At 33.1% G+C, this 24007-nt stretch carries 24 protein-coding genes, 1 tRNA gene and 1 other RNA gene; 13 read left to right on the top strand and 13 right to left on the bottom strand.

Going from position 1 to position 24007, the window contains the following annotated elements:
* Window positions 1-8: 8 nt before the first annotated feature.
* The gene (locus J3U23_RS06250) at window positions 9-665 is read right to left on the bottom strand and encodes an HD domain-containing protein (RefSeq protein WP_220225657.1); all 657 of its coding nucleotides are present in this window, start codon (window positions 663-665) and stop codon (window positions 9-11) included.
* A 337-nt stretch (window positions 666-1002) separates the two neighbouring features.
* Between J3U23_RS06250 and mprF the strand changes: the two genes are divergently transcribed.
* On the top strand, window positions 1003-3606 hold the full coding sequence (gene mprF, locus J3U23_RS06245; RefSeq protein WP_267338810.1) for a bifunctional lysylphosphatidylglycerol flippase/synthetase MprF: 2604 nt from the start codon (window positions 1003-1005) through the stop codon (window positions 3604-3606).
* A gap of 1 nt (window position 3607) precedes the next feature.
* On the top strand, window positions 3608-4888 hold the full coding sequence (locus J3U23_RS06240; protein ID WP_267330425.1) for a virulence factor family protein: 1281 nt from the start codon (window positions 3608-3610) through the stop codon (window positions 4886-4888).
* Window positions 4889-4942: 54 nt separating this feature from the next.
* On the opposite strand, the gene J3U23_RS06235 is transcribed toward J3U23_RS06240, so the two are convergent.
* Entirely contained in the window at window positions 4943-5839 is an 897-nt protein-coding gene (locus tag J3U23_RS06235) for a DMT family transporter (RefSeq protein WP_267338809.1), read from the bottom strand.
* A 445-nt stretch (window positions 5840-6284) separates the two neighbouring features.
* Window positions 6285-7271: a LacI family DNA-binding transcriptional regulator gene (locus tag J3U23_RS06230; protein ID WP_065734732.1), complete on the bottom strand. Its 987-nt coding sequence runs from the start codon at window positions 7269-7271 to the stop codon at window positions 6285-6287.
* A gap of 278 nt (window positions 7272-7549) precedes the next feature.
* Between J3U23_RS06230 and J3U23_RS06225 the strand changes: the two genes are divergently transcribed.
* The 3 genes from J3U23_RS06225 (at window position 7550) to ssrA (ending at window position 11125) form a co-directional block, all read left to right on the top strand.
* Window positions 7550-8953, top strand: a complete 1404-nt coding sequence (locus tag J3U23_RS06225; protein WP_267338808.1) for a hypothetical protein — start codon at window positions 7550-7552, stop codon at window positions 8951-8953.
* Between the two features lie 144 nt (window positions 8954-9097).
* On the top strand, window positions 9098-10486 hold the full coding sequence (locus tag J3U23_RS06220; RefSeq protein WP_081303387.1) for an MFS transporter: 1389 nt from the start codon (window positions 9098-9100) through the stop codon (window positions 10484-10486).
* A gap of 274 nt (window positions 10487-10760) precedes the next feature.
* Window positions 10761-11125: a transfer-messenger RNA gene (ssrA, locus tag J3U23_RS06215) on the top strand.
* A 362-nt stretch (window positions 11126-11487) separates the two neighbouring features.
* On the opposite strand, the gene J3U23_RS06210 is transcribed toward ssrA, so the two are convergent.
* Window positions 11488-12225: a carbonic anhydrase gene (locus J3U23_RS06210; protein ID WP_267338807.1), complete on the bottom strand. Its 738-nt coding sequence runs from the start codon at window positions 12223-12225 to the stop codon at window positions 11488-11490.
* Between the two features lie 323 nt (window positions 12226-12548).
* On the opposite strand from J3U23_RS06210, the gene J3U23_RS06205 reads away from it, so the two are divergent.
* Genes J3U23_RS06205 through J3U23_RS06195 form a run of 3 tightly spaced genes read left to right on the top strand, consistent with a single transcriptional unit; the run spans window position 12549 to window position 14020 of the window.
* Window positions 12549-12827, top strand: coding sequence for a hypothetical protein (locus J3U23_RS06205; protein WP_267338806.1), 279 nt, complete (start codon window positions 12549-12551; stop codon window positions 12825-12827).
* Window positions 12828-12833: 6 nt separating this feature from the next.
* Entirely contained in the window at window positions 12834-13370 is a 537-nt protein-coding gene (locus J3U23_RS06200) for a hypothetical protein (RefSeq protein WP_267330414.1), read from the top strand.
* A 23-nt stretch (window positions 13371-13393) separates the two neighbouring features.
* Complete coding sequence (locus tag J3U23_RS06195) at window positions 13394-14020, top strand: hypothetical protein (RefSeq protein WP_267338805.1); 627 nt, start codon at window positions 13394-13396, stop codon at window positions 14018-14020.
* Between the two features lie 150 nt (window positions 14021-14170).
* Here the strand turns inward: J3U23_RS06195 and J3U23_RS06190 are convergent, their stop codons facing one another.
* The 6 genes from J3U23_RS06190 to J3U23_RS06165 all read right to left on the bottom strand — a co-directional run bounded on the left by J3U23_RS06190 (window position 14171) and on the right by J3U23_RS06165 (window position 16310).
* Window positions 14171-14344: a hypothetical protein gene (locus J3U23_RS06190; protein ID WP_267337119.1), complete on the bottom strand. Its 174-nt coding sequence runs from the start codon at window positions 14342-14344 to the stop codon at window positions 14171-14173.
* Window positions 14345-14375: 31 nt separating this feature from the next.
* Window positions 14376-14660 (bottom strand): hypothetical protein, encoded by a 285-nt coding sequence (locus J3U23_RS06185; RefSeq protein WP_267330411.1) that lies wholly within the window; start codon window positions 14658-14660, stop codon window positions 14376-14378.
* 164 nt (window positions 14661-14824) lie between these two features.
* Window positions 14825-15109, bottom strand: coding sequence for a hypothetical protein (locus J3U23_RS06180; protein ID WP_267338804.1), 285 nt, complete (start codon window positions 15107-15109; stop codon window positions 14825-14827).
* A gap of 144 nt (window positions 15110-15253) precedes the next feature.
* Window positions 15254-15691 carry a hypothetical protein gene (locus J3U23_RS06175; protein WP_267330409.1) on the bottom strand — a complete coding sequence of 146 codons (438 nt, stop codon included), beginning with the start codon at window positions 15689-15691 and terminating at the stop codon, window positions 15254-15256.
* Between the two features lie 15 nt (window positions 15692-15706).
* Complete coding sequence (locus tag J3U23_RS06170; protein ID WP_416379934.1) at window positions 15707-15886, bottom strand: hypothetical protein; 180 nt, start codon at window positions 15884-15886, stop codon at window positions 15707-15709.
* An 88-nt stretch (window positions 15887-15974) separates the two neighbouring features.
* Window positions 15975-16310, bottom strand: coding sequence for a polymorphic toxin-type HINT domain-containing protein (locus J3U23_RS06165; RefSeq protein ID WP_267338803.1), 336 nt, complete (start codon window positions 16308-16310; stop codon window positions 15975-15977).
* Window positions 16311-16419: 109 nt separating this feature from the next.
* Between J3U23_RS06165 and J3U23_RS06160 the strand changes: the two genes are divergently transcribed.
* The 4 genes from J3U23_RS06160 (at window position 16420) to J3U23_RS06145 (ending at window position 20233) form a co-directional block, all read left to right on the top strand.
* A complete protein-coding gene (locus J3U23_RS06160; protein WP_267338801.1) occupies window positions 16420-17142 on the top strand; it encodes a hypothetical protein in 723 nt (240 codons plus the stop codon).
* Between the two features lie 109 nt (window positions 17143-17251).
* Window positions 17252-18229, top strand: coding sequence for a hypothetical protein (locus J3U23_RS06155; RefSeq protein WP_267338799.1), 978 nt, complete (start codon window positions 17252-17254; stop codon window positions 18227-18229).
* A gap of 278 nt (window positions 18230-18507) precedes the next feature.
* A complete protein-coding gene (locus J3U23_RS06150; RefSeq protein WP_267338798.1) occupies window positions 18508-19509 on the top strand; it encodes a hypothetical protein in 1002 nt (333 codons plus the stop codon).
* Window positions 19510-19675: 166 nt separating this feature from the next.
* Complete coding sequence (locus J3U23_RS06145) at window positions 19676-20233, top strand: hypothetical protein (RefSeq protein WP_267338797.1); 558 nt, start codon at window positions 19676-19678, stop codon at window positions 20231-20233.
* A 244-nt stretch (window positions 20234-20477) separates the two neighbouring features.
* On the opposite strand, the gene J3U23_RS06140 is transcribed toward J3U23_RS06145, so the two are convergent.
* Window positions 20478-20553: transfer RNA gene (locus J3U23_RS06140), tRNA-Asn, on the bottom strand.
* Between the two features lie 142 nt (window positions 20554-20695).
* On the opposite strand from J3U23_RS06140, the gene J3U23_RS06135 reads away from it, so the two are divergent.
* Window positions 20696-21268, top strand: coding sequence for a TIGR00730 family Rossman fold protein (locus J3U23_RS06135; protein ID WP_267338795.1), 573 nt, complete (start codon window positions 20696-20698; stop codon window positions 21266-21268).
* Between the two features lie 52 nt (window positions 21269-21320).
* On the opposite strand, the gene fruA is transcribed toward J3U23_RS06135, so the two are convergent.
* Both fruA and fruK read right to left on the bottom strand, forming a co-directional pair.
* A complete protein-coding gene (gene fruA / locus J3U23_RS06130; RefSeq protein WP_267337132.1) occupies window positions 21321-23063 on the bottom strand; it encodes a PTS fructose transporter subunit IIBC in 1743 nt (580 codons plus the stop codon).
* A gap of 8 nt (window positions 23064-23071) precedes the next feature.
* Window positions 23072-24007 (bottom strand): 1-phosphofructokinase, encoded by a 936-nt coding sequence (gene fruK / locus J3U23_RS06125; RefSeq protein ID WP_267338794.1) that lies wholly within the window; start codon window positions 24005-24007, stop codon window positions 23072-23074.

The following is a 24007-nucleotide window of genomic DNA, read 5'->3' as shown; positions in this document are numbered from 1 at the left end:
GGATAAAATCAATCGATGCCAAGCCATTCTTGTTCAAATTGATTGACAAATTTTACCAATATTTCATGGCGCTGTTCGGCCATTTGTTTAGCGGTGTCAGTATTCATCATATCTTTAAGTAAAAATAATTTTTCATAGAAGTGATTAATTACTGTATTTGTCTGTTTATAATTGTTTTCATCAAGTTTAATTCGAGGTGGGACATTGGGATCATGCATGATATTGTGTTTATTACCACCATAATAAAAAGTGCGCCCAATGCCAATAGCGCCAATTGCATCAAGGCGATCCGCGTCTTGAACAATTTGCCCTTCGAGCGATAATGTGGCTTTTTGTGAAAGATTTTTTCGATAGGACATATTTTCAATAATATCGAAAATAGCGCTAATTTCGGCTGATGTTAATTTCAAACTGCGTAAATACTCTTTTAATTCAATTATGGCACTATCAACATCTTCCGTAACTTTTTCATCAATAACATCATGTAAATAAGCACTCATCAACACAATAAAAGCATTTGCTTGTGGCTGGTGGTTAAGAATTTTTTGGGCTAATTTAACCACTCGCTCAATATGCGCCATATCATGACCAGAAAAATCATGGGAGAGCTTTTGCTTTACATACATTTTAACGTTATTAAGAGTGGTTTGGGGTGATATAGTCATTTTATTATGCTTATTAAAATTTAGTGTAAGATTTTATTAAAACCTGAATATTGTTTATATTACCGCAGTTAAAACTCAACCGCTATTTATCCTTTTAATTAATAATTATGACAAAGAAATTAATTATAAAAAATGAATAAAATCAATTAAAAAAAATCATTAATCCTAAATTGGTATCATAATTAATGACTGTTTGGCCTCATTTACTAAAAAATGCCTAGTATTTAATGTTTTTTTTATATTTTTTTTAATTTCTTTCGATTGTTTTCACTAATTCCGAGAGGTAGAATGCGCTAATCAAAATTCATAATCAGTGCAACTAACTGGAGTTGATTAAGTGAAAATATCAACACGTAAAGTTTTGCCATGGCAACTTATAGAATGCTTCACTCGATATCGTCAATTCATCGCTCTACTATTTGGACTATCTATTTTTTGTATTGCACTGGTAGTGTGTTGGCATTTATTAAAAACCATCAATATTAATGATTTAAGGTCAGCTCTACACCAACTTCCTTACCATGCAATTTTACTTTCGTGTTTATCAGCATTAGCTAGTTATATTATGCTTATCTGCTATGAATGGTCAGCCGCACGTTATGCAGGTGTTAAGCTAAAATTATCAACAATTGCGGTCGGCGGCATTTGTGCTTCGGCGATTGGTAATGCTGTCGGATTATCAGCATTATCAGGTGGCGCCATTCGTTGTCGGCTCTATTTCAAATATGGATTAACCACTATAGATGCAGCAAGGATGTCAATTTTTGTTACTCTTTCATTAGGCTTTACCTTACCTTTATTAGCATCAATCGCGGCACTAATTCATATTGAAAAGACCACAATAGCACTACATACTTCAGCAATCAGTATCGAGTTAATATGTAGTGCAGTATTTATCATTTATGCCAGTGTATTATTATTTTTACATGCTCATCGATTGTCTGAAAAACCTAATAAAGATACGCATTTATACCAATTTTTTCATTGGAAAATTCGTTTACCTAACTGGCGTTTAGCTAGTAGTCAATTTTTAATTACCTTACTAGATGCTATTTTAGCTGGTGCGATCCTCTATTTCTTATTACCAAATAAGCCAAATTTTATTGTTTTTATCATGATTTATATTCTTGCTTTAGTAGCAGGGGTGCTTAGTCATGTTCCGGGTGGTGTTGGTATATTTGAAGCAATTATATTAGCCGCTTTTTCATCTCAAATTGGTGCGGCATCATTAACTATTGCTTTAGTTATTTATCGATTAATTTATATTATATTACCACTCATTCCCGCAGGAATTTTGCTGTTAATTAATGAAGGTAAAAACTTTCTTTCTGTTCCACAAGTAAAAGAAACCGATACTGGCATTGCTGCAACAATTATGGCCACCTCGGTATTCTTTGCTGGCGTAGTGATGATGTTTTCAAGTGTCATCCCTGGATTCAATCATCATTTTGTCAGTACCTTCATTCCTAACAAAATCGTCAATTTTGCCCATTTAACTGCCAGCTTAATTGGTGTTTTATGTTTATTACTAGCGATGGGATTACGTCGCCGACTTTATTCTGCTTGGGGATTGTCCGTTATCTTGTTGATATTAGGTAGTATCTGCTCATTATTAAGAGGTTTACATTGGATTGAAGCCTTTACTTTATTATCGATAGCAATATCATTGTTCTATTTTAGACACGCCTTTTATCGTAAAAGCCGACTAAGTATTTTGCCCTTTTCGTTAAAATCCTTTGTGATCACATTTGGCTTACTTATTCTATTTGTTTGGCTAATTTTATTTATTTATCAAGATATTCCTTATAGTCACAATTTATGGTGGCAATTTGAATTAGATAGCCGTGTTCCTCGAGCCTTGCGTGCAGCATTAGGGAGTTTTATATTATTAAGTGGTGTGATGTTATTTTGGTCTTTCAAACCGGCATTACCCATCTTAACCATTCCCACTAAAGAAGAATTGAGCGAAGCTCATCAAATCATCCTCAACTCGAAGCAACCTGAAGGCGGATTAGTGATGAGTGGTGATAAATCATTACTTTTCAATCAATCAAAAACCGCTTTTATCATGTATGCAAGGCGAGGAAGAAGTATGGTTGCGCTTTATGATCCGATTGGTAATGATAGTGCGCGCGCAGATTTAATATGGGAATTTAGGGATCTTTGTGATCAACACCATTTACGCCCAGTTTTTTACCAAGTTAGAGCAAACAATTTACCATTCTATATGGATATAGGGCTTAGAGTGGTCAAACTTGGTGAAGAAGCGTTAGTTAATTTAAATGAATTTGATTTAACATCAAAAGGTTATAAAGATCTTCGATATACTTGGAATCGCGGGCAACGTGATGGACTTAGTTTAAAATTTTATCCACCAGGTACTGCACCGCTTGATGAGCTAAAAATAGTCTCGGATGCATGGTTAAAAAACAAACACTCAAAAGAAAAGAAATTTTCGTTAGGCGCTTTTTCCAAATCTTATTTAGATAATTTCACCATTGCAGTTATTGAATACCAAGGCAAAATTATTGCTTTTGTGAATTTACTTGAAACCAATCAAAACTACAGTGCAACCATTGATTTAATGCGAGTTTTACAAGATATTCCTAAATCCACTATGGAATTTTTGATGGTAGGATTGATTCTACATTATCAGGAAAAAGGCTATCAGTACTTTAGTTTAGGGATGGTCCCGCTTGCGGGTATGCAAAGGCGACGTGGTGCGCCAATGATCCAACGCTTAGGGGCGTTAGTTTTTCGACGTGGTGGACGTTTTTATAACTTCCAAGGTTTACGTCGCTTTAAAGAAAAATTTGCTACTCATTGGGAACCACGTTATATGGCGGTTCCCAATGGACTTGATCCTTTGGTCGCCTTGATTGACACCACTATGTTAATTTCTGGCGGTAAAACGAATTTAACTCACAATAAGAACAAATGAGATGAAAAATATCATACGTTATATTTTATTCTTTATGATTTTAGTATTCATTGCTGTTTGCATAGTCGTAGGTTGGTATTTTTATAAAAACCAACGAACCGCTTCTGTAAATACCATAGCCATTAATCAAAACTTTTCTATTTTATCGGCTACCCCAAAACAATCAGCTGAGGCTGCTGCTATAATTGTTGCCACTAAAGATAATCATTTTACGGCTGATCAATTATTAAGTTTATCTGAATCAACAGGCGCTAAATTAGTACAGTTTGAATTAGAACCGCAAGGAAGTTGTGAAAAACAGCAAACTCGTTTTGAGCAAGCACAAAAAGTCTTAAATGAAGATAAGTTTGTTGTTGCTGGTATGCAAGAAGGTGCCGCCTTTGCTTATCGGTGGTTAACCCAACAAAATGATGATGCCAAAGCTTTATCGATTGAATTTACATTAGATCATAAAGATTGTGATGCACCTTTACCCGCTCAGGCTAACCATGGAGAATGGCAAGTAATTTGGAATAATCCACCAGATGAACAAGTTGCCATTTTTCCTCGACAACAAAAGCAGATTAAAGTAACCACCAAAATTGGCGAATATCAAGCATCACCAATTGAACTGTTAAGTTTACATTTACCATCTATTTTATTTGGTGAGCATGAACCATTACCAGTAATAGAATTACCCGCTAAAGGTAAACAATCGCATCCCAATAGTGTTACTTTTTATTATTCAGGTGATGGCGGTTGGCGAGATTTAGACAAGGTTTCGGCAGAGTATATGGCTTCTCATGGTTATTCTGTCGTTGGTGTCGATGCACTAAAACTATTTTGGCAACATCGTTCCGTTGAACGTAGTGCTAAAGATCTTACTCATTTAATGCAAGAATATCGGGATAAATGGGGCGTTAATAAATTTATTTTAGCTGGCTATTCATTTGGTGGTGATATCTTACCTGCACTATACAATCGATTATCCAAAGACGATCAAGAAAGTGTACAAGCTTTAATTATGATTGCCTTTTCAAAAGACGCTAATTTCGAAATAGAAGTCAGTGGCTGGCTTGGTCAATCTGGCGATGAAATGAAAACCGCGCCGGAAGTAAATCAGATTCCAGCAAATAAATTATTTTGCATCTATGGTGAAGAAGAAAAAGAAGATACCGGTTGTCTACAACCAGAGATGAAAGGAGAGGCTTATAAATTACCTGGTGGTCACCATTTTGATGAAAACTATACGCATCTCGGTCAAATCATTATGGAAGCGATCGATAAACGTATAACACCTTAAAATAAGCAAAAAAGGGGCAATAGCCCCTTTTAGTGATTCACTTGATTTATAAGATCAATGCTTGCTGATTCTGATTTTTCCTTCTGATAACAATACCCCAATGAGGGTTGATAACGTACCGATAGCAGCGATCCAAGTAAAAGGCTCATTTAAAATAACGACTGCAGCAATAATGGTTAAAATTGGAACTAAATACAGATAGATACTAATTTTTACTGCACCAACTAATTTCACCGCATAATTCCAGGAAGCAAAACAGATAGCCGAAGCCCCAACGCCTAAGAATAGAATATTAAAAAGATTAGCCGTGTGCGAGAAGCGATCCGGTCCCCATTTGAAATCAAACAGATACAACGCTGGTAACATCATCACTAAACCATAAAAAAAGAAGCGTCGTGTTAATAAAATCGTATTGTATCCATAATGACTGCATTTTTTAGTCAAAATTGAATAACATGCCCAAAACAAGCAGGCACCTACCGCAAGCAGATCACCCAACGGATTAAGTGACAGTACAAATTTACCATTTAAACTTATTAATCCAACGCCGAAGATTGCAAATAAACACCCGATATAAAATCGCTTAGCTGGCCGTTCAGTTTTTAAAAAGAAGATCGATAAAAGTGCGGTAAACACGGGCGATAATGTGGTAATCACTCCTACGTTTGAGGCGGTAGTATAAGTTAAGGCAATATTCTCACATAAAAAATAGCAGGTTACACCACAAAACCCGGCACACAAAAACATCAACTCTTGTTTTAAACCTTGCCAAGCAAAGATCCGTGGCGCTAAAATCCAAAGAGTTAAATAACCCAACCCAAACCGGTAAAATAAGATTTCAATAGGTTTAAAATCGATTAACAATACTTTGGTGGCAATAAAAGTGGTTCCCCAAAGAAACACTGTCATTAAAGCAATCAGATGCCCTCTTGTCCTCAATGAAAATAGCATTTAAGTTCTTACTCTCCATCTACAATTTATATGTTAATCATTTCCCTATCATTTGGTTGTCAGATTGGACATACAAAAAATAAAAATATAGGAAAAAGGCTTGATCATGATAAAAATATCACTATTTTAATAGAAATTTAAGATCGGCTAGATTAACTTGCTGCTAATCTTTTTTCAATATGTTTCCATACATCAATTATTTATGCAGATTATTTGAATATTAGAAAAGCGTGCAATTGAATTTGTAAAAGCAGTAGATAAAAAAAATCCACTCAAAAATTGAGTGGAAGGCAAAAAATGAATTAACGTAATCTGAATATATAGACAGACTAAATCATAAAAAGTTCCAAATAATTTCAAAAAAATTTAAAGTTTTTATATAAATTATTGTATGCAATTGATTTATAAATATTTATTTGTTGATTTTTTTTATATATAAAATCACTTAAAATGAATTATCATAACCTTGATACAAGCTAATTGGTAAATTAGTTATGCTTTGATAGGGTTCACCATTAATCATTGCTAACAGTATCGATACTGCATTTTGGGCAATTTGTAGAATTGGTTGACGGATTGTAGTTAAAAACGGCATATGTTGTAGAGTTAATTCAGCACCATCAAATCCAACTACTTGTAATTGCGAAGGTAAAGATAATCCACAATCTCGCGCAGCATTAATTGTTGCAATCGCTGATGAATCATCAGCTAATACTCCATCAATAGTTTGGGACTGTAACCGTTTTTTAATTAACTGATATTTTTCTTCATAGCTAATTGAAAAATCCATATCAAGTGTAATTGACTTAAGACCTGCAACTTGAATGCTATCTTTGTAAGCTTGATACCGTTTATTAGCATCCATATCAACTTGTTTATCATTTGTAATCGAACCAATATAAAGAATTTTCTTACAACCATTTTTTATTAAATGTTGGCTAGCTAGAAGTCCTCCAGCATAGTTGTCACATGAAATAACAGGTATTTTTTCATTTATTTTTCGATCTATCGAGACGATATTCAGATCGGGTATTAGGTAATCAGCTAAATTTTCATTCATAGAGTTAACTATGACTCCTTCAACCTGATGACGCCTTAGCATCGATAAAAAATTTTTTTCCTCTTCTTGATTATGATGACTGTTGCAAATTAATATTTTATAACCTTGGCGAGATAATATTCTTTCTAAATAACTGATTAATTCCATTTGGAATGGATTAGTTAAACTTGGAAAAATCAAGCCTATTAAATTACTTTTATTATTTGATAATGAACGTGCTAATTCATTAGGATAGTATCCTAACGTTTCCATTGCTTCTTGCACACGTTGACGAGTTGTTGCACTAATATATCCACGATTATTTAATACCCGTGAAACAGTAGTAGCGGAAACACCCGCTAGTTTAGCAACATCATCTCTGCTTAATTTCATAATCATCCTTTAACTATCATTAATATTATAACGAGATAATTATAATGCTTTTTATAATGACGTAAATCATTCAGTTGATTTGTAATTTTAAGATCAAATTTTTTAGTGACATTCATCACAAAATCACTTCGGAATAAGTGATATCCCTCACAAATTTTGCATTCTAATTGTGGACGCGGTTGACATATGAACGCGGTTGACATGAAATGAAATAAATTATTCAAAAGTGAATGACAAAGAAATGTCATTTATTCACATATAAATAAAAGGAGTAAAAAATGCAAAAATTACATTATCAACCAAAAGGCTTCTGGGTTGGCGATATTATGCCATTTGGAAAAGACGGGGTTTTTTATCTTTATGATCAACGCGACAATCGCAACCCTTGCCCTTTTGGTGAACCGTTTGGATGGTCACTTGCCACTACGACTGATTTTGTTAATTACCAAAATTTGGGAGATTCTATTAAAAAAGGTGGTGAACAAGATGTCGATCAATTTATCTATGCTGGATGTGTCTTCGAAGCAGAAGGTAAAGGACATGCTTTTTATACAGGTTACAACCGCAATTGGGAGAAAGAGGGAAAAACATCACAAGTATTATTACATGCTTGGAGCGACGATTTTAAAACATGGCATAAATCCTCGCAACTTATAACACTAACACCACAACCTGGTTATGACATTAGTGATTGGCGAGATCCCTGGGTAATTTGGAATGATGAAAAGCAAGAATATTTATTGATTCTAGGCGCAAGATTAAAAGGACCGAAAACAGAACAATCGGGTCGAGTTGTTGCTTTTACATCAAAAGATTTAAAAAATTGGCAATTCCAAGGTGATTTTTGGGTAGCGGGTAAATATACCATGATTGAAATGCCTGACTTATTCAAAATTGGAAATTGGTGGTATTTGATTTATACCGAATATAGTGATCAAAGTAAAACTCGCTACGTCATGAGCCAATCTTTAGAAGGTCCATGGATCACCCCTAACGACGATGCCTTTGATGGGCGAGCTTACTATGCAGCAAGAACCGCTTTTGACGGTAAACGCCGTATTCTTTTTGGTTGGGTACCAACAAAAGAAGATAATGATGATTTAAAAAATTTCCAATGGGCAGGAACTTTTGTACCTCATGAAGTTTATCAAAAAGCTGATCATACACTTGGTGTAAAAGTAGTGGATAGTTTATGGAATGCTTTTATTCATCCCAAAAAAATTGATGATTTTTCAATTAATTCTCCTTACGCACGTCAAGAACAATTATTAATTGAAAATACAGGCAAAACATTCCGTTTTTCAACGACAGTTAAATTCAGTAAAGGTACTCGAGATTTTTCCATCCGTTTGATGAAAGATAAACATACTGGCGAATCATATGATTTTATTTTTTCGCTTGTTGATAACCGATTAACTTTCGATAAAACCCCTTGTTATCCTTGGTATCGCGTGATGAATAAAGGTTTAGAGCGCCCTATTCATCTTGAAGCGGATCGTGAATATGAGTTACAGATTATCGCTGATGATACGCTATTTACTTTATACATAGATGGTACTGCGCTAAATGTTCGTGGTTATGATCAATTAGGAAATAGCTTGGCAATCGCCGTCAGTGATGGAACTTTAAGCTGTAAAAATAATACTTTTTCAAATGAAGGATGTTTTCCAGAAAAATGGTAATCGTGCCTATCAGGTCATTTAACTATCAGGTTAGATGATCATCATGATCAAGGCTTTCATCAACTATTTATGATCAAAGCCTTAATTTAGATAGGCGATTATCTTCAGTAATTTAAATATGGAAAATTCATTGGAGATATCATAATGAATACAACAGTAATTGATAACAATGGTCATATGGCTGACCATGACATCTCATTTAAAGAAAAACTCGCTTATGGACTAGGTGATTTTGCAACAGGCTTTTCGGGTGTTACCGTTGGAACCTTTGCGCTTTACTATTATACCGATATTGTGGGAGTTTCAGCTACTTTACTAGGAGCTGTACTACTATTTTCACGTGTTTTTGATGCTGTGATTAATGTCGTTATGGGTTTTATTGTTGATAGAACAAAAAGCAAACATGGCAAAGCTAGAGCATGGATTTTATGGTCGACAATTCCATTTGGTTTATCTTTGATAATGGTATTTAGTGCACCAGAAAATTGGAGTGAATTTGCATTATTAATTTTTGCTGCCATTACGCTCAATATACATTGGATTATTTACACTTCAAGCAATATCCCTTATGGCACGCTAGCAGCATTAATGACCCAAAACTCTTACCAACGCAGTCGATTAAATACTTATCGTATGCTTTGCTATTTTGCAAGCATGTTAATCATTCCGTATATTACACTACCTTTAGTCGAATTTTTTGGTGGAGGTGAACGCGGTTGGCAGTTTACCATGATAATTTATGCCGCAATTTTAATTTTTACCTTTTTCTATACTTTTTTTAATACTAAAGAGCGGATTAAACCAATTAACCAATTTAAGTACAATGCGCCATCACTTGGTGTTTCATTAAAAACTCTTTTAGCAAATAAGTATTGGGTCACAATGTTCTTCACCATGTTAGTAAGTTTTAGTATTTTAGGACTAATCAATGGTGTGGGTGTTTACTACGCAAAATATCTTTTGGCCGATAGCCAACTTATCGGTTTAATCAATATGGCTTTTGCACTACCGTTAGTTGTAGTATTAATGTGCTCAGCTTATATTTTAAAAATAATGAGCCGTTTAACATTTATAATTGTTGGTATGGCAACCATTATATTAGGTAGTATTATCATGGCAATTGCACCTCATGATACCTATATTGCAATAATTGGAACTATCTTACGAGGAGCAGGTTTTGCACCTATTATGGGAAATGCATATTCTATGCTAGCCAATACCATCGATTATGGCGAATGGAAATTTGGCATTAGAAATGATGGCCTAGTCTATAGTGGAGGAAGCTTTAGCGCGATATTAGGCAGTGGTATTGCTTCCGGAGGAATTGGTTGGATATTAGGAATGGCAGGATATATTGCGACAGATATTGCTAATCAACCTGAAAGTGTATTAACTACTTTACAAGTATTATTTATTTATGCACCCTTAGTATTAAGCGCAATCACCATTATATTATTACGGTTTTATACCTTAGAAAAAATTTATCCTGATATCATCAAAGAACTAGCTCAAAGAACACATAATGTCTATTAACCAGCTAAACGGAGGGATTGATAAATCTGTTATTATTCCCTCTACTTCATCGATTGGCTAAATATTTAAAAACAATCCTAAATCAAAATAATATACAGTTTTCACTATTTGATATTAACTATTCAATTCAGAGAAAACAAAAAAAGCATACCATTAATATCGCTATTTTAAAACCTGCAAGACCAATGGAAAGATAGATAAATCCAGAAATAGGTTAACTTGTATTACTACTTGAATTCACCTATAATGCCCTAATATTACTTATACCACAATTGGGGCTGATTCTGGATTCGACGGGATTTGCGAAACCCAAGGTGCATGCCGAGGTGCGGTAGGCCTCGTAAATAAACCGCAAAAAAATAGTCGCAAACGACGAAAACTACGCACTAGCAGCTTAATAACCTGCATAGAGCCTTCTCTCCCTAGCCTCCGCTCGTAGGACGGGGATAAAGAGGAGTCAAACCCAAACGAGATCGTGTGGAAGCCTTGCTTGGGGCGGAAGCATTAAACTTAATCAAGCTAGTCTATCGGTAGCGTGTTTGTCCGCAGCAGGTAGGCGAAATTTAAAGACAAACTACGCATGTAGTACCAAGGATGTAGAGATTTCGGACGCGGGTTCAACTCCCGCCAGCTCCACCAATTTAATTTTAATCAATATTAAATCCCTAAAATCATTTTATCACTTCATAAATGCTCTATTATCTGAGTAAAACTTTTAATCATATGACTAAATCTACATATGTTAATGTCAAACTTCACATATGCCTGCATTCAAATAAGTAAAACTAATTTAAATTATATAGATTGCTTACCGTAAGAAATATCTAAAGAAGAAAATAAGAAATGAATTTATATATTATGTGAATGATAGGGAAGTAGATGTCGCAAATACTTTATCGATTTCTGATAATACTTAAAGGGCTAAACTAACTTAATTATGGTGTTCAAAATGTCAGTAAAGCCCATTGACTTATTATCTATTAGAGCAGAAAAAGTTTTATTTAATCAACAATAACCCGTCCATGTAATGGCTGAATTGGGCGATTATTATCATGGTGCATGATCGAGTGGAATTTTTCGATTTGTTCTGCTGAAGCTTGGGATTGTTGCTGTAACACGATCCATCTTACCCCTTCTGTACATGGAGGTGTTGTTAACGATCCGCTAAAACGGTAATAATTCAATTCCTTTGGGAATAACGCCTTAATATCAACGGCGTTTGCTAAAATGGCGCTTTTTCCTGATTCTGTCGGCATTTGTTGCCATGCTTTTGCTAATTCTGAATTAGCCTCACCTTTATTAAACATTAATGCGATTACGGCCAATTCATTATCTTTGTTTTTATAAACAAAGTGTGCTGCCATTGGGAAATATTTGCCTTTAATGGTGTTTTCACTCGGTGTATGGAAATGAAATTGTTGTAATGTGAATATTTCATCGTCTATTTCTAATTGGTTATTTCCGGAAACATCGATCTCAATAGTATGGCCGTTGTTAATAATATTTTGCTGACCGGCTTCAAAAGTAAGTTTAAGCTTGCTATGTTCTGTTTTTAATACATGATCAATATTGATTGGCGATTGATTTTTACCATTTTCACAAGTTGAATATTCCGGTGAAAGTTTTCCCCAGTTTTCTGGTTTTTCCTGTCCTTCATACCCCCAATGTGGGTGATGTTCTGCTGCGGCGCAAGATAAGCTTGCTAGCATAAATATTGCGATAATTGCGTTACGTTTCATGTTTGCCTTCAATGAGAATTAAATTTCAGTGTATAAATTTTATACCTCATTTATAAAGATGTCTCAATAAAATATATTTTTTTGCCTCGAAATCTAAATAAAAAGCCTTGAACATACTTCTTGTATTATTCCCGCTAATTTTCAATAAATTAAGTGTGATTGATAGTGCAGATATTCTTATTTTATTTCATCAAAATGAGCAAGTCTTATCAAAATATCAAAATTGTAGATGAAAATAATACTGGAAAAATGTATGGCTAAACCCAAAAGGTAAATAGTTTTAGCTTGATGCATGTATTTATGAAGTAAAGATTCAATTAAAAATGAAATACCGAGTTAATAATCACCCTAGCTCTCTTATTAAGGATGAAACCACCGATCATTTTATTGTAATAGTGAGAATGAGGAATGATTCAGCTAGAAAATATTTATTATTTTATGATAATGCTATTGGAAATAAAAACGTAGGTGCCTTCAATGAAAATAAATTGTATTTTATATGCAAAAAATATAAAGTTGAAGGTGTAGCTAATAAAAGAAATACTTATTTTTCACCAACCGGATATAAAAAAATATATAGTATCCCAAATAAGAAAATCTAAAAGAAAATGAAAATAATAGCTCTCTGTTTACTTGTTCCCTTTATCGCTAATTGCAGCAAAGGAAATGTGTCTAACGCCATTAAAAAAAATATAGAATCAGAAGAAGTAAACTTCATTCTTAGTAATTCCCTCACCCTAATTAATGGTGAAAAAATCTCATTATCAAATATATATGCTATACCTAACAATATAGATTCTATACAAGTGGATAATGTGCAATTTGAAGCAACATTATCTGATTATTGTGGGAAAGGAAACTATATATATGATGAAGAAAAAATGGATGGTTTTTTACCTAAAAAACTCAAATTTATCCTTTATTATCAATATAAAAAAAATAATACAGAACCCACTGCATTTAACTTTAAACAAGATAATGCAAATCTTTACTTAACCGTTACTAACCATGAAATAATTACAAAATATTGTAGTAAAACAAATATACGAACACGAAATAACGCATTTTTATTAAAGGTTTATTCAAACGGAGCTAGATATAATTTACTGGCGATTAATGATATAAAAAGTATCGATGAAATATGATACTTAATAAGATGGATAACGTGATGAAAAATAAAATAAGTTACTTTTTTATTATAGTATTACTATGTAGTTGTAGTAATAAACAATCAAATAACGAAAATTCGGAAGTTGGTTTCATTAATGAAAAAAAGAATATAAATGAAACAGCTAATACAAAGTCACCCATTATTAAAGATAATTTCGGAAATACTTATATTTTAGATATTTTCAATGTTTTTTCACAGAAATTAATTTTGCAATCCGAAGTTTTTTTTATAGATTATCTAAATACCTATGATCAAGTATTTGAAATTTCTTTGATAAATAAATTGGATTATGTCATTGTCGAAATACAAAACAGAATTGGTGTTAGCGCCTATGAGCTATTTATTCGAGAAAGAAATAATAAGTTGGAAATTTTCAAACAAACTGGTTGGGATCGTATATCTTATAAATTTGAAATAGCAAAAGATGATTATGATAATACAAATGCAAATTTGATCTGCTTAAGTCAAGAGATAAAACCAATAAATGGCATCATAAAAATCCCTGATGATTTAAATTTTACCAATGAAAATACAAAAGACTGCTTTGCCTGCCCACAACAATATACTACTGAAGAGTGTTTACAAAAAAAACAGTCGGGTGAAAAATTTAATTGGAAAGAATAAGAGGAAAGAGATATCACATATTTCTAATCCATGTAATGAATTAAATGAGAAACACATCATCAAAACAACCACAAAAATGTTTACTGGATAATGTTGTTCTTATTCATTGCTATGCTTTTAAGTCTGAAAATATTTTACTTAAAAGCTTAACTAGCAAAAAATAATAGTCACGTTTTTCTTTTTGGCATAGTCTAATACTTTTTGGAAAACTCCTTTCATATTTTGAACTTGAAGGAAAATTTCTTCTGAAAGTTCTGCTCCGTTTAGTTTTGCGTTGGAATATTTTGCAGTATTATCAATATAATTTTTCACGGTTTTCTCCATTACTTTCCCTAACGGTGGAATTTTCGGTTTATTACTTCTTTATTGGGTAATAATCTAGTCCTTTTATATTATTATTTTTTAAAAGTTGATATAGCTTTTGCGATACAAAGACTTCTTTATAATTTGCATGACCGGAACCAAAATTTTCTTGAGATACAAAAAAATCAAAATTTCCAGGATGATTTTCAAAAGACGGAAAAAATCCTTTATTGTTTAAATGAAACCTAGTAATTTCCCACTCTGGGATATGTGTTTTCTCATCTATATTATTATCATTTATATTTAATTTAGATGAGGATATTCCTTGTGGTAACAATTGAACTACTGTAACTAGAGGTTTTTGATTACCATACCCAATTACACTTTTGCTTTGTATATTTAGTGGTTTAAATATATTTTCATAAATTGAAGGTGTAGTAAAAAATGTATCTTCAAGCCAATATATTGTTCCTATACCTTTTTTATTCCATTTAGGTTCGCTTAATAATGAGATACTTCCAATTTGCTTTCCTCTAATAATTCCAAAATTTTCACTTTTTTTGTTATTTCAAATACGTTATTTAAATAAGGAAAAACATTAAAAGGAAATTTTTCCAATTCATCATTTCCATCTAAGTCTTCTGGTTGAGGATATCCCAATATTTTACTAGATTTAATTGATAAATAATCGGCATTAATTCTTTCGTTTTCTGAAAATTCTGTTTTGGCAACAGTAACATAGTTTTTATAATTGCTTCCGAATATGGATTGAAGTTGCTCGTTCATTTCGTCATTTTCATAGAATGTAAAAGCATCACATCCCACATCGACATAAATATTTATATTTTTTAATTTACGAACTTCTTTTAAGGAAAAATTTTTAAAAAATCGATATTTTATTTTAGCGGAGGTTTGTAGGTATATTTGTTACTACTTCTTGTATTCTAAATAAAACTCTTGATAAATTTTATCTTCTTGTCCAAAACAATGACCTTCTGATTTTGTAAAAGCAATAGAAAAAGATTCAAAAGCTTCATCATATTTTTTTTCCTCATATTCAATTTTACCTTTCATTAAAAAAAATTCACCTGGATGTTGTTTTTGGATATCATCTAGTTTTTTTAACGTCATTAACCATTTTTTAGCTTCTGAAAAATTAATATTATATTTTATGAAAAATGTAATCATTGTTTTTGCTATTCTATAACTTTCTTCCCATTGACTTTTAGGTTCAGGTAATAGATCCCACTTTTCATATTGAAATTTGATAAATTCTGAATAGTGTTTCTTTTGTATGCTATCTCTTGCTTTTAAAACTAATGTATTAATTTTACTTTGTAGTTCTTCCGGTAATTCTATACTTGCCATATTTTATCTCTGTTTTTATTTTAGCGGAGGTTTATACGTTTCGTTTAGCTTTCCACCCCTGCTGCGGTTAATTTTATAATATTCTAATTCATAATTATTACTATCAAGCATCCATTCGCGTACTTCTTTGCTTTTGGGGCCAAATTTTCGTCCTTCTCTGTTCCACCAACTTACGGCATCTTCTATATGGGACATATCCGCATCTTTTATATTTCTCCACTTATTAGAATGTTTATCCCAAAATTCTTTAATTCGCTGATTTCCTGCCTTTCTAATCCTTGCATCATCCTTTCAAATACCTCCCTGCCGATTTTGCTGTTTTTACCGGGTAAGCGAGTTTGCCGACAAAGTAGGTATGCCAATCTTCAACTTCAAAATTATAGACTTTTTTCTTAGTATAAAGAAAATTTTGTCCTTTTACACAATACCATTTTTTATTTTTGGTTTGTATGTGGTATTGTTTGGTAAGGTCGGCGGCGTCTTTCCAGCCTTCTTTGGTGTAAAAAGGGGGGGGCGGCGGTGGTTTCAATGGTTTCGTGCTGCGACCAAACCAGATCGCCCTCGCGAATTTGTTCCATTTTTCTAATGCCTTACTGCGTGTGAATAGGCGTTCCGACAACTTTGGCAGAGTTTTCCGGTTTAAACTCTGGTGTTCAAAATCATTATGATCATGAACATTAGGGATTTAATATAGATTTTATACATACTACTATTTAATTAGGAAAATAATGAAGACGATAGCTATACTTTTACTCATTAGCTTTTTGACTTCTTGTGCTTATACGCATAAAGAGGAAAAAACAAGCATAAACTCTAGCAAAGTCATTGTGTTAGACCATGATCCTGTTTTAATTCAGTTAGGCAGTAAAAAATTAGCATTAAAAGGATTAAACCCTGAAGACTTTTCACTGGTACAAAAAGGTAAGACGCTTTTTATCATTAAAAAGCTGTATCTGGGTATAGATGATCTCCAAATAGAATTTATAGATAACAAGGATCAAGATTTCCTATTAACTGGTGAAATAGAATATGCGGTTTCTCAAAACTTAATTGATGATATTGATAGGGGAAATGTATTTTTACCATTTTCTTTTAAAGAAGATATACTGCTACATAACAATAAAGGTAAATTTATTTTATCAACAGCGATTAAAACTACATCACAGCTAGAAGCCATTTGCCATGAAAGATATTTTGATGAGATCCGAAAAGAGTCTTATTTGGTTCAAAAACAGTTCTATCAGAATGAAATAATCGATAACCCAGAAAAATATAAGGATTGTTGCCCTGAGTATATTGAATATGCAAAAAAGTTTTTATCTAAAAAAGAGCGTGATTTTCACTCATTACAAAGCCTGTTTGTTGAATTTACCTATAAAAAAATAAAGTTAAACATGGGTGATGGTTATCATATCGTCTTTAATAATATTAGTGATTTTGTTCCTGAATAAAAATGAGTGATTATGCGGATTGTATTAGTTTAACTAAATAGAAATAAAATACATACCGTATATAATATTCATTTATCTATTTATAACTTTCGAGAAATCCCTAATATCTATGCATAAAATAATTATTTTACTTACATTGACTCTATGGTTGGGTTGTTCGTATGGGCAACCGACAATAACTTATACACCTGCCACTCCCGACACAGCAAAAGATTTGTCAGGTGCACTTATATCACCACCATTAGGGCAGCGGGCAATACTCCATAAAGCAAAAAACGAAGATTCAATTGCAGAGTTGTACAATAATTTTGTTCATAGATATGGGAGTAGGGATAGCTTTTGTTCCTTACTTGGTTGTGAGGAAACCGTAAATTATAATCCTAAACTTTTTAAAATAGAATATTCAGATTCTGATGAGGTTTTTAGCAGATATAATTTATATAAAGAAGAAGCGATACCTTTTATTATTTCATTCAAATACCTCAAAAAAGGCGATAAAATCTTAAAATTAGCAATACAAAAATCAGAATCTAACAGTTATCTAAATCTATCTATATATCTGTTATCCTTAAAAAATGGAGTACAGGTTGATTCTAGAAGAATTTATTATAATCGCTCAGGAGAAATGGGTTTTACAGATGGTAAAATTTTTTATATAGATGAAAACCTGATCATTTCCACCCGAGACTATTCCTTTACTGAGGACGGAATAACACAAACACCGTTTTATCAATATCAACTAAATGACGAAGGCAAATTTATTCGTTACTATCCTAAAAATGGTAACTATAAAGATAATCAAGAGCAAGGTTTAGTTAAAAACCATACTCGCGAAGGTTTATGGATTGAGAAGAAAGTAAACCATTTAATTGGTACTTCATATTTTGAAGCCGAATATAAAAATGGGTTAATACAGGGTGAAGGCAAGTTTTATAAATTAGAATATAAGTTAAAAGACGGCTCTATTCCCTATTATGTTCCCTATTCTTCTGCTAAAAAAGGCAAACTTTTGTACACAGAAACCTATAAAGACGGTGAGCTTGTCGAACGCAAATTTGTGGATAAACAAATTGATGAATTGAATTAAAGGTTGTGTAGTAAACAAACGATTATTATGCTTATCACTCTCATAATTATGAACGGTGGTAAGTAAACCGATATAAATGAGTAAATTAAAAAGAATAATCATTCAAAACTAATCATTATAATGGCGTTAGTTTTTTTGAAATTTAATAACAAGAGTCCGATAACAAAAGATATGTAACTAGAGTGTTTTTTATGATGATATCCCTAAATAATAAATTGATTATCACTACTCTATTAAGCCTTTTTTTATTCAGCTGTAATCCCGATAAACAAGGAAATATGAAATGGATAGCCAAATACGATTTTAATCAATTATACCAATTAACCGACCAAGCAACTGTCTTAGATCCGATGTCTGCTTTTCGTTTTGAAGATTTTATAGCCCCCAATGAAAACACCATTATTTTGATTGGAAATAAAGATCTTAATGCCTTTGATTCAAGCCAAAGAGGGTATCAAGCAGTAATACATGTATCGAAAGATCGGGGCAAAAGTTATCAAGAGTTATCGCTTCCCGAACAAGAGATAAGATGGATTTATCCCAGCAATGATTATTCATTAATAAAAGCTCAAAGTAGATTACCAGACAACAGTAAAAAAAATTCCATGTATCTTTTAGATAACAACAGTTTAAAAATCGTTAAAATAGATGAATATGATTCTGAAGCTGATATCTCCTATTATAATTTTAATGGAAAATATGCCGTGTATTCCCATAACAAGGCATTAAAACTGGTTAATTTATTGAATCGAGAGGAACAGTATCCTTTACCCTACGAATTAAACAACCGTTCTTTTTGGGTTACTGCTGATGATACATTACTTATTCTAGATGCCAAACAAGTCATTCGCTACGACCCGAAAAATAATACAAAAACCGTCATACAGCAATTACATAATAATTATGATGTGCTGACTTATAAGGATGGTGAATATTTTTTTACTAAATTCAATGAAAATAAGTCTAAAGGTGGAGGTTCTTATTATAATAATAAAGAAGAGCTTTTATATACTTTCGAAAAAGGGGATAGAAGCCGATATTATCGCTATAAAAATTTTGTATGCGACTATAAACTTATTTCATCCCTTTATCCTATTTTCCGATATTCTTATGACTATGGACAAACTTGGTTTGAACAAAAGTTTACAGGCTTTTTTTCAGCCTCTTATCCAATTGGATTTTATAAAGATAAATTCATCATTTTTCATGCATCATTCCATGACAAACCAGATCCTGAAGATCGAGGGGGACGAATTTTAATCGGTGAGTTTGAAAAATAGGACAATGTTAAACACGCTTAGTATAATATAATTATTTTTGATTTAATTTATCTATTAATCATATATTTTATTGGTATCATGAGCAATTAATGAAATGTAAAAGTCCCCAATGGTTTAGAAGAAAGAAAGAAGTTTACAGAAATATTAAAAGGTATAATGAAATATAATGAGTGTATTAATAAAAAATAAAGGAATCTTTTTTATTCTAATAATGATATTAACTTTTTCTTGTCAAGGACAAGTTAAAAATGTTTATAGTAAACAAAAGATTCAAGATGAGAGCGAAGCTGATATTATTAAAAATAATATTTTTCATATTCAATTTGATAATGCAGGGGAACTCCATAAAAATTTAGTATCGGATCAACAGTATGATCATTTTATAATTCAAATAGAACAAGGAAATATAAAATTTAAAGAAAACTATAAATTATTAATTAGTAACTATGGTGATAGAAATGATCTAACATTTACTTTGACAAAAGTAAGTAAAAAAGAATATACCTTAGAAATTATACAAGAAACCAGACATTTAACGGTTGATAAATTCATCTTTGAAAAGGATAAAAACAACTTATTAGAATTAATATCCATGGAACAAATCCAATCAGGAAATACTATTCAAATCTGTAAATATAGTATGTCAAGAAAGAAAGGAAATGAAATTAATTTAATCATAAATTCAATTGATGATCCTAAATGTTTCAACGTCAAAAATAAATAATATTAAAAGTTAGATACATAAACAAAAAATAAGTCTACAACCCAAAATGGAAAAAAGAGCAACCTAGCCGGACAATAAACAATCATAACCCAATCAACCCGACAACAAGGTATTACAACCTCAAACCGATTCCTATTCAGCCAACCCCAATCAAATTGTCTATGATGTGTTACATCAATTTGATTTTGACATTATTGATTTATAAACAAATAGAGATGTATAGATATGAGATAAAGTGGAAAGTTGGCTCCTCCAACTGGACTTGAACCAGTGACATACGGATTAACAGTCCGCCGTTCTACCGACTGAACTATGGAGGAACACTTGACGGACAGAATATTAACTATCTATGACGATTATGTCAATCTATAAAACACTAATTAAGTTTAACTGCTCAGCTTGTAAGCAAATAGCGTGAATACTATGCTAAAATAGTACAGATTAACAAGTAGAGTAAAATTTATGAAAAAGAATATTTGTGTTTTTTGTGGTGCTAGTGAAGGGAATCGTCCAGAGTATCGTACAGCGGCTATGCAATTAGGCAAGGTTATTGCCAATCAAAATAGACGATTAATCTATGGCGGAGGCAATAAAGGATTAATGGGCATAATTGCTAATTCCGTTTTAGATCATGGTGGTGAGGTTATTGGCATCATTCCAGAAAAATTAGTCAAAGCCGAAACTGCACACCTTGGTATTACTCGATTAGAAGTTGTTGAAAATATGCATCAACGTAAAGCAAGACTAACTGAGCTTGCCGATGGATTTATTGCAATGCCAGGGGGAACGGGCACGTTAGAAGAGCTTTTTGAAGTTTGGACTGGGATGCAAATTGGTTATCATGAAAAACCCGTCGCACTATTTAATAGCCAATTTTGGCAACCTTTACTGAACTTTTTAAAGCACGCAGTACTAGAGGGATTTATTCGAGAAAGTTTTTATCAAACATTAATTATCTCAGATACTGCTGATTCAATGTTAGAAAAAATGGACAGTTTTATACCAAAAGACTTACAACGCTGGGTAAAAAAATAATTTAATATAAAAAAAACGCCATCAATTGATGGCGTTTTTAGTTGCATAATTATTATGCGATAGCTGTTGTTTGTGATTCAGGTTTCTTAATCAATGCGTAAGCAACACCTGCAATTACAGAGCCTGCAACGATTGATAATATATATCCACCAACAGGTTTAACTACGCCAGGGATTGCTAATGCAAATAAACCACCATGTGGCGTCATTAACGTTGAACCAAATGCCAATGCCATACCACCAGTGATTGCACCACCAACAATACAACAAGGGATAACACGTAACGGATCACGCGCTGCAAAAGGAATTGCCCCTTCAGAGATAAAGCATAAGCCTAAAACTAAAGACGCTTTACCACTCTCTTGTTCTGCTTTAGCAAATTTTTTACGAGCGATTAAAGTAGCTAATCCCATCGCTAATGGAGGAACCATTCCCCCCGCCATAACTGCAGCCATAGGTGCATAAACTTGTGAAGAAATCATACCAGTACCAAAAGCATAAGCAACTTTATTAATTGGTCCACCCATATCAGTACACATCATACCGCCTAATAATGCACCTAACATAACAGCATTAGCACCATTCATGGTATTTAGCCATACAGTAATAATTTTCATTAACCATGCGATTGGCGTACCAACAACAAATTGCATAACAAGACCAGTAATTAAAGTTGCAAGTAAAGGCACAATTAATATTGGTTTCAATGCTTCCATACTTTTTGGTAATGGTAAGTATTTTGTAATAGCTAATGCGACATAACCTGCAAAATAACCAATGATAATACCACCTAAGAATCCTGCACCAGTTGAAACTGCAAGTAAACCACCAACTAGGCCAGGAGCAAGCCCTGGTCTATCAGCAATTGAGTAAGCAATATAACCAGCAAGCAATGGAACCATTAACGAGAAGGCTAAACCACCAATTTGAGCTAAATGAGGTTCACCAACAAGCTCATTTACAAGAGTTTGTTTAACAACTTGTACGCCATTTTCAAGTACAGTAACTGTTTTTAATACTTCTTGGAACTGACCAAAAGCAAAAGAAAGCGCAATGATCAAACCACCTGCAACCACCATTGGCAACATGTAAGACACACCTGTTAGTAGATGTTGATAAAAGCCTTTCTTTTCATTGCTTGATGTTGCAACAGAAGTAGAACCAGACGGTTGATAAATTGTTGCTTCTTCAAATGCTTTATCTAATTCCTGAGCGGTCTTTTTAAGAGCTGGACCAGTTTTGGTACGATAAAGTTTTTTACCAGCAAATTTGCTTAAATCAACATCAATATCACATGCAGCTATAACTACATCAGCAGAAGCAATCTCTTCTGGTGTTAATTCATTTCCAACACCAACAGAACCACGAGTTTCTACTTTACACCACCAACCACGTTTTTTCGCTTCTTCTTCAATCGCTTCAGCTGCCATAAATGTATGAGCAACACCTGTTGGGCAAGCAGTTACCGCAACAATACGTTTTTGTCCACTGTTTGCCACAGAAGTGCTAGTATCACCAGTCGATTGTTCATAAACAGTTGCTTTACTTTGTGCATCATTTAAGATTTTTTTAGGATCAGCAAAAACATCATTTATATCATTAACAACATAAACTTTTTTGCCAATAACTGATTTGTCACTAATATTACCGCTACCAACCGAAATGATAGTATCGGCTGATGTTGCATTATCAACAATTTTAAAATTTAAAGAATTAGCAGCTAACGCTAATTCCGCTTTAGCTAATCGCCCATTAACTGGGCCTGAATTGCTACCTTCAACAATGTATATATTCATGAATACTCCTATCCAGCGATTATTTCAATTTTTTCCGACATGTTGGTAACCGCTTGACGGTCTGACACACCAACACCAGCTTGTTCAACAGATAAAGCGGCAACACTTGATGCAAATACTAGGGTGTCTTTGATTGATTTATTATTTAATAAACCATACATTAACCCACCGACCATTGAATCACCAGCACCAACAGTGCTAACCACTTTACATTTAGGTGGTTTGGCTAACCATGCTTCACGTTTAGTTACCCACAAAGCACCTTTGCTGCCAAGTGAAATTACTACGTTTTCTACCCCACCATCGATAAGTTCCATGGCTGCTGTTTTAATTTCTGATAATGTAGATAGTTTTCTGCCTACCCACATTTCCAGTTCTTTATCATTTGGTTTAATTAACCAAGGGTTGGCCTTAAGCCCTGCTACTAAAGCATCACGGCTACTATCAAAGACCACTTTAGGACAAATTGTTTTAACTTGTTTCATCCATTCTGTGAATTTTTCCAGTGATACTCCAGCAGGTAAACTACCACTAATGGCAACCATATCTATCTCTTTCAACCATTCTAAAGAATTGGAAACGAAAGTTTGCCAATCTTGATCGTTAATCGTGAAACCTGAAAAATTTAGGTCAGTGACTTCACTATTTTCTTCAGTGAGTTTAACGTTAATTCGGGTACGACCATCAACGGTCTGGAATTTATCATCAACATTCAGAGATTTAAAAAGTAAATTAAAACCATCACGATTCTCTTTACCTAAAAAACCACCCACGGTTAATTTAATACCAAGATCAGATAATACTTTGGCAACATTGATACCTTTACCCGCAGCAAGCAAAGCGTTAGTTTGAACTAAGTTAACATCACCAAGCTCAACTTTTGGACAAAAACCTAATAAATCATAAGCAGGATTTAAAGTGATCGTTGCAACACGATAAGTCAT

It is taken from the genome of Gilliamella sp. B3367 (assembly GCF_026536825.1).
In the GTDB taxonomy this organism is placed as follows: domain Bacteria; phylum Pseudomonadota; class Gammaproteobacteria; order Enterobacterales; family Orbaceae; genus Gilliamella; species Gilliamella apicola_E.
The sequence above is the reverse complement of the archived record's forward strand: the minus strand, read 5'-3'. Positions and strand labels throughout refer to the sequence as shown.

Coding starts and splice junctions, on each gene's coding strand:
- J3U23_RS06190 (WP_267337119.1), bottom strand. CDS start 14,344: ATGGAGAAAACCGTGAAAAATTATATTGATAATACTGCAAAATATTCC.
- J3U23_RS06220 (WP_081303387.1), top strand. CDS start 9,098: ATGAATACAACAGTAATTGATAACAATGGTCATATGGCTGACCATGAC.
- J3U23_RS06240 (WP_267330425.1), top strand. CDS start 3,608: ATGAAAAATATCATACGTTATATTTTATTCTTTATGATTTTAGTATTC.
- J3U23_RS06150 (WP_267338798.1), top strand. CDS start 18,508: ATGAAATGGATAGCCAAATACGATTTTAATCAATTATACCAATTAACC.
- J3U23_RS06180 (WP_267338804.1), bottom strand. CDS start 15,109: ATGAACGAGCAACTTCAATCCATATTCGGAAGCAATTATAAAAACTAT.
- J3U23_RS06225 (WP_267338808.1), top strand. CDS start 7,550: ATGCAAAAATTACATTATCAACCAAAAGGCTTCTGGGTTGGCGATATT.
- J3U23_RS06205 (WP_267338806.1), top strand. CDS start 12,549: ATGAAATACCGAGTTAATAATCACCCTAGCTCTCTTATTAAGGATGAA.
- J3U23_RS06145 (WP_267338797.1), top strand. CDS start 19,676: ATGAGTGTATTAATAAAAAATAAAGGAATCTTTTTTATTCTAATAATG.
- J3U23_RS06170 (WP_416379934.1), bottom strand. CDS start 15,886: ATGTCCCATATAGAAGATGCCGTAAGTTGGTGGAACAGAGAAGGACGA.
- J3U23_RS06135 (WP_267338795.1), top strand. CDS start 20,696: ATGAAAAAGAATATTTGTGTTTTTTGTGGTGCTAGTGAAGGGAATCGT.
- J3U23_RS06250 (WP_220225657.1), bottom strand. CDS start 665: ATGACTATATCACCCCAAACCACTCTTAATAACGTTAAAATGTATGTA.
- J3U23_RS06235 (WP_267338809.1), bottom strand. CDS start 5,839: ATGCTATTTTCATTGAGGACAAGAGGGCATCTGATTGCTTTAATGACA.
- J3U23_RS06155 (WP_267338799.1), top strand. CDS start 17,252: ATGCATAAAATAATTATTTTACTTACATTGACTCTATGGTTGGGTTGT.
- J3U23_RS06200 (WP_267330414.1), top strand. CDS start 12,834: ATGAAAATAATAGCTCTCTGTTTACTTGTTCCCTTTATCGCTAATTGC.
- fruK (WP_267338794.1), bottom strand. CDS start 24,007: ATGACTTATCGTGTTGCAACGATCACTTTAAATCCTGCTTATGATTTA.
- J3U23_RS06210 (WP_267338807.1), bottom strand. CDS start 12,225: ATGAAACGTAACGCAATTATCGCAATATTTATGCTAGCAAGCTTATCT.
- J3U23_RS06195 (WP_267338805.1), top strand. CDS start 13,394: ATGAAAAATAAAATAAGTTACTTTTTTATTATAGTATTACTATGTAGT.
- J3U23_RS06230 (WP_065734732.1), bottom strand. CDS start 7,271: ATGAAATTAAGCAGAGATGATGTTGCTAAACTAGCGGGTGTTTCCGCT.
- J3U23_RS06175 (WP_267330409.1), bottom strand. CDS start 15,691: ATGGCAAGTATAGAATTACCGGAAGAACTACAAAGTAAAATTAATACA.
- fruA (WP_267337132.1), bottom strand. CDS start 23,063: ATGAATATATACATTGTTGAAGGTAGCAATTCAGGCCCAGTTAATGGG.
- J3U23_RS06160 (WP_267338801.1), top strand. CDS start 16,420: ATGAAGACGATAGCTATACTTTTACTCATTAGCTTTTTGACTTCTTGT.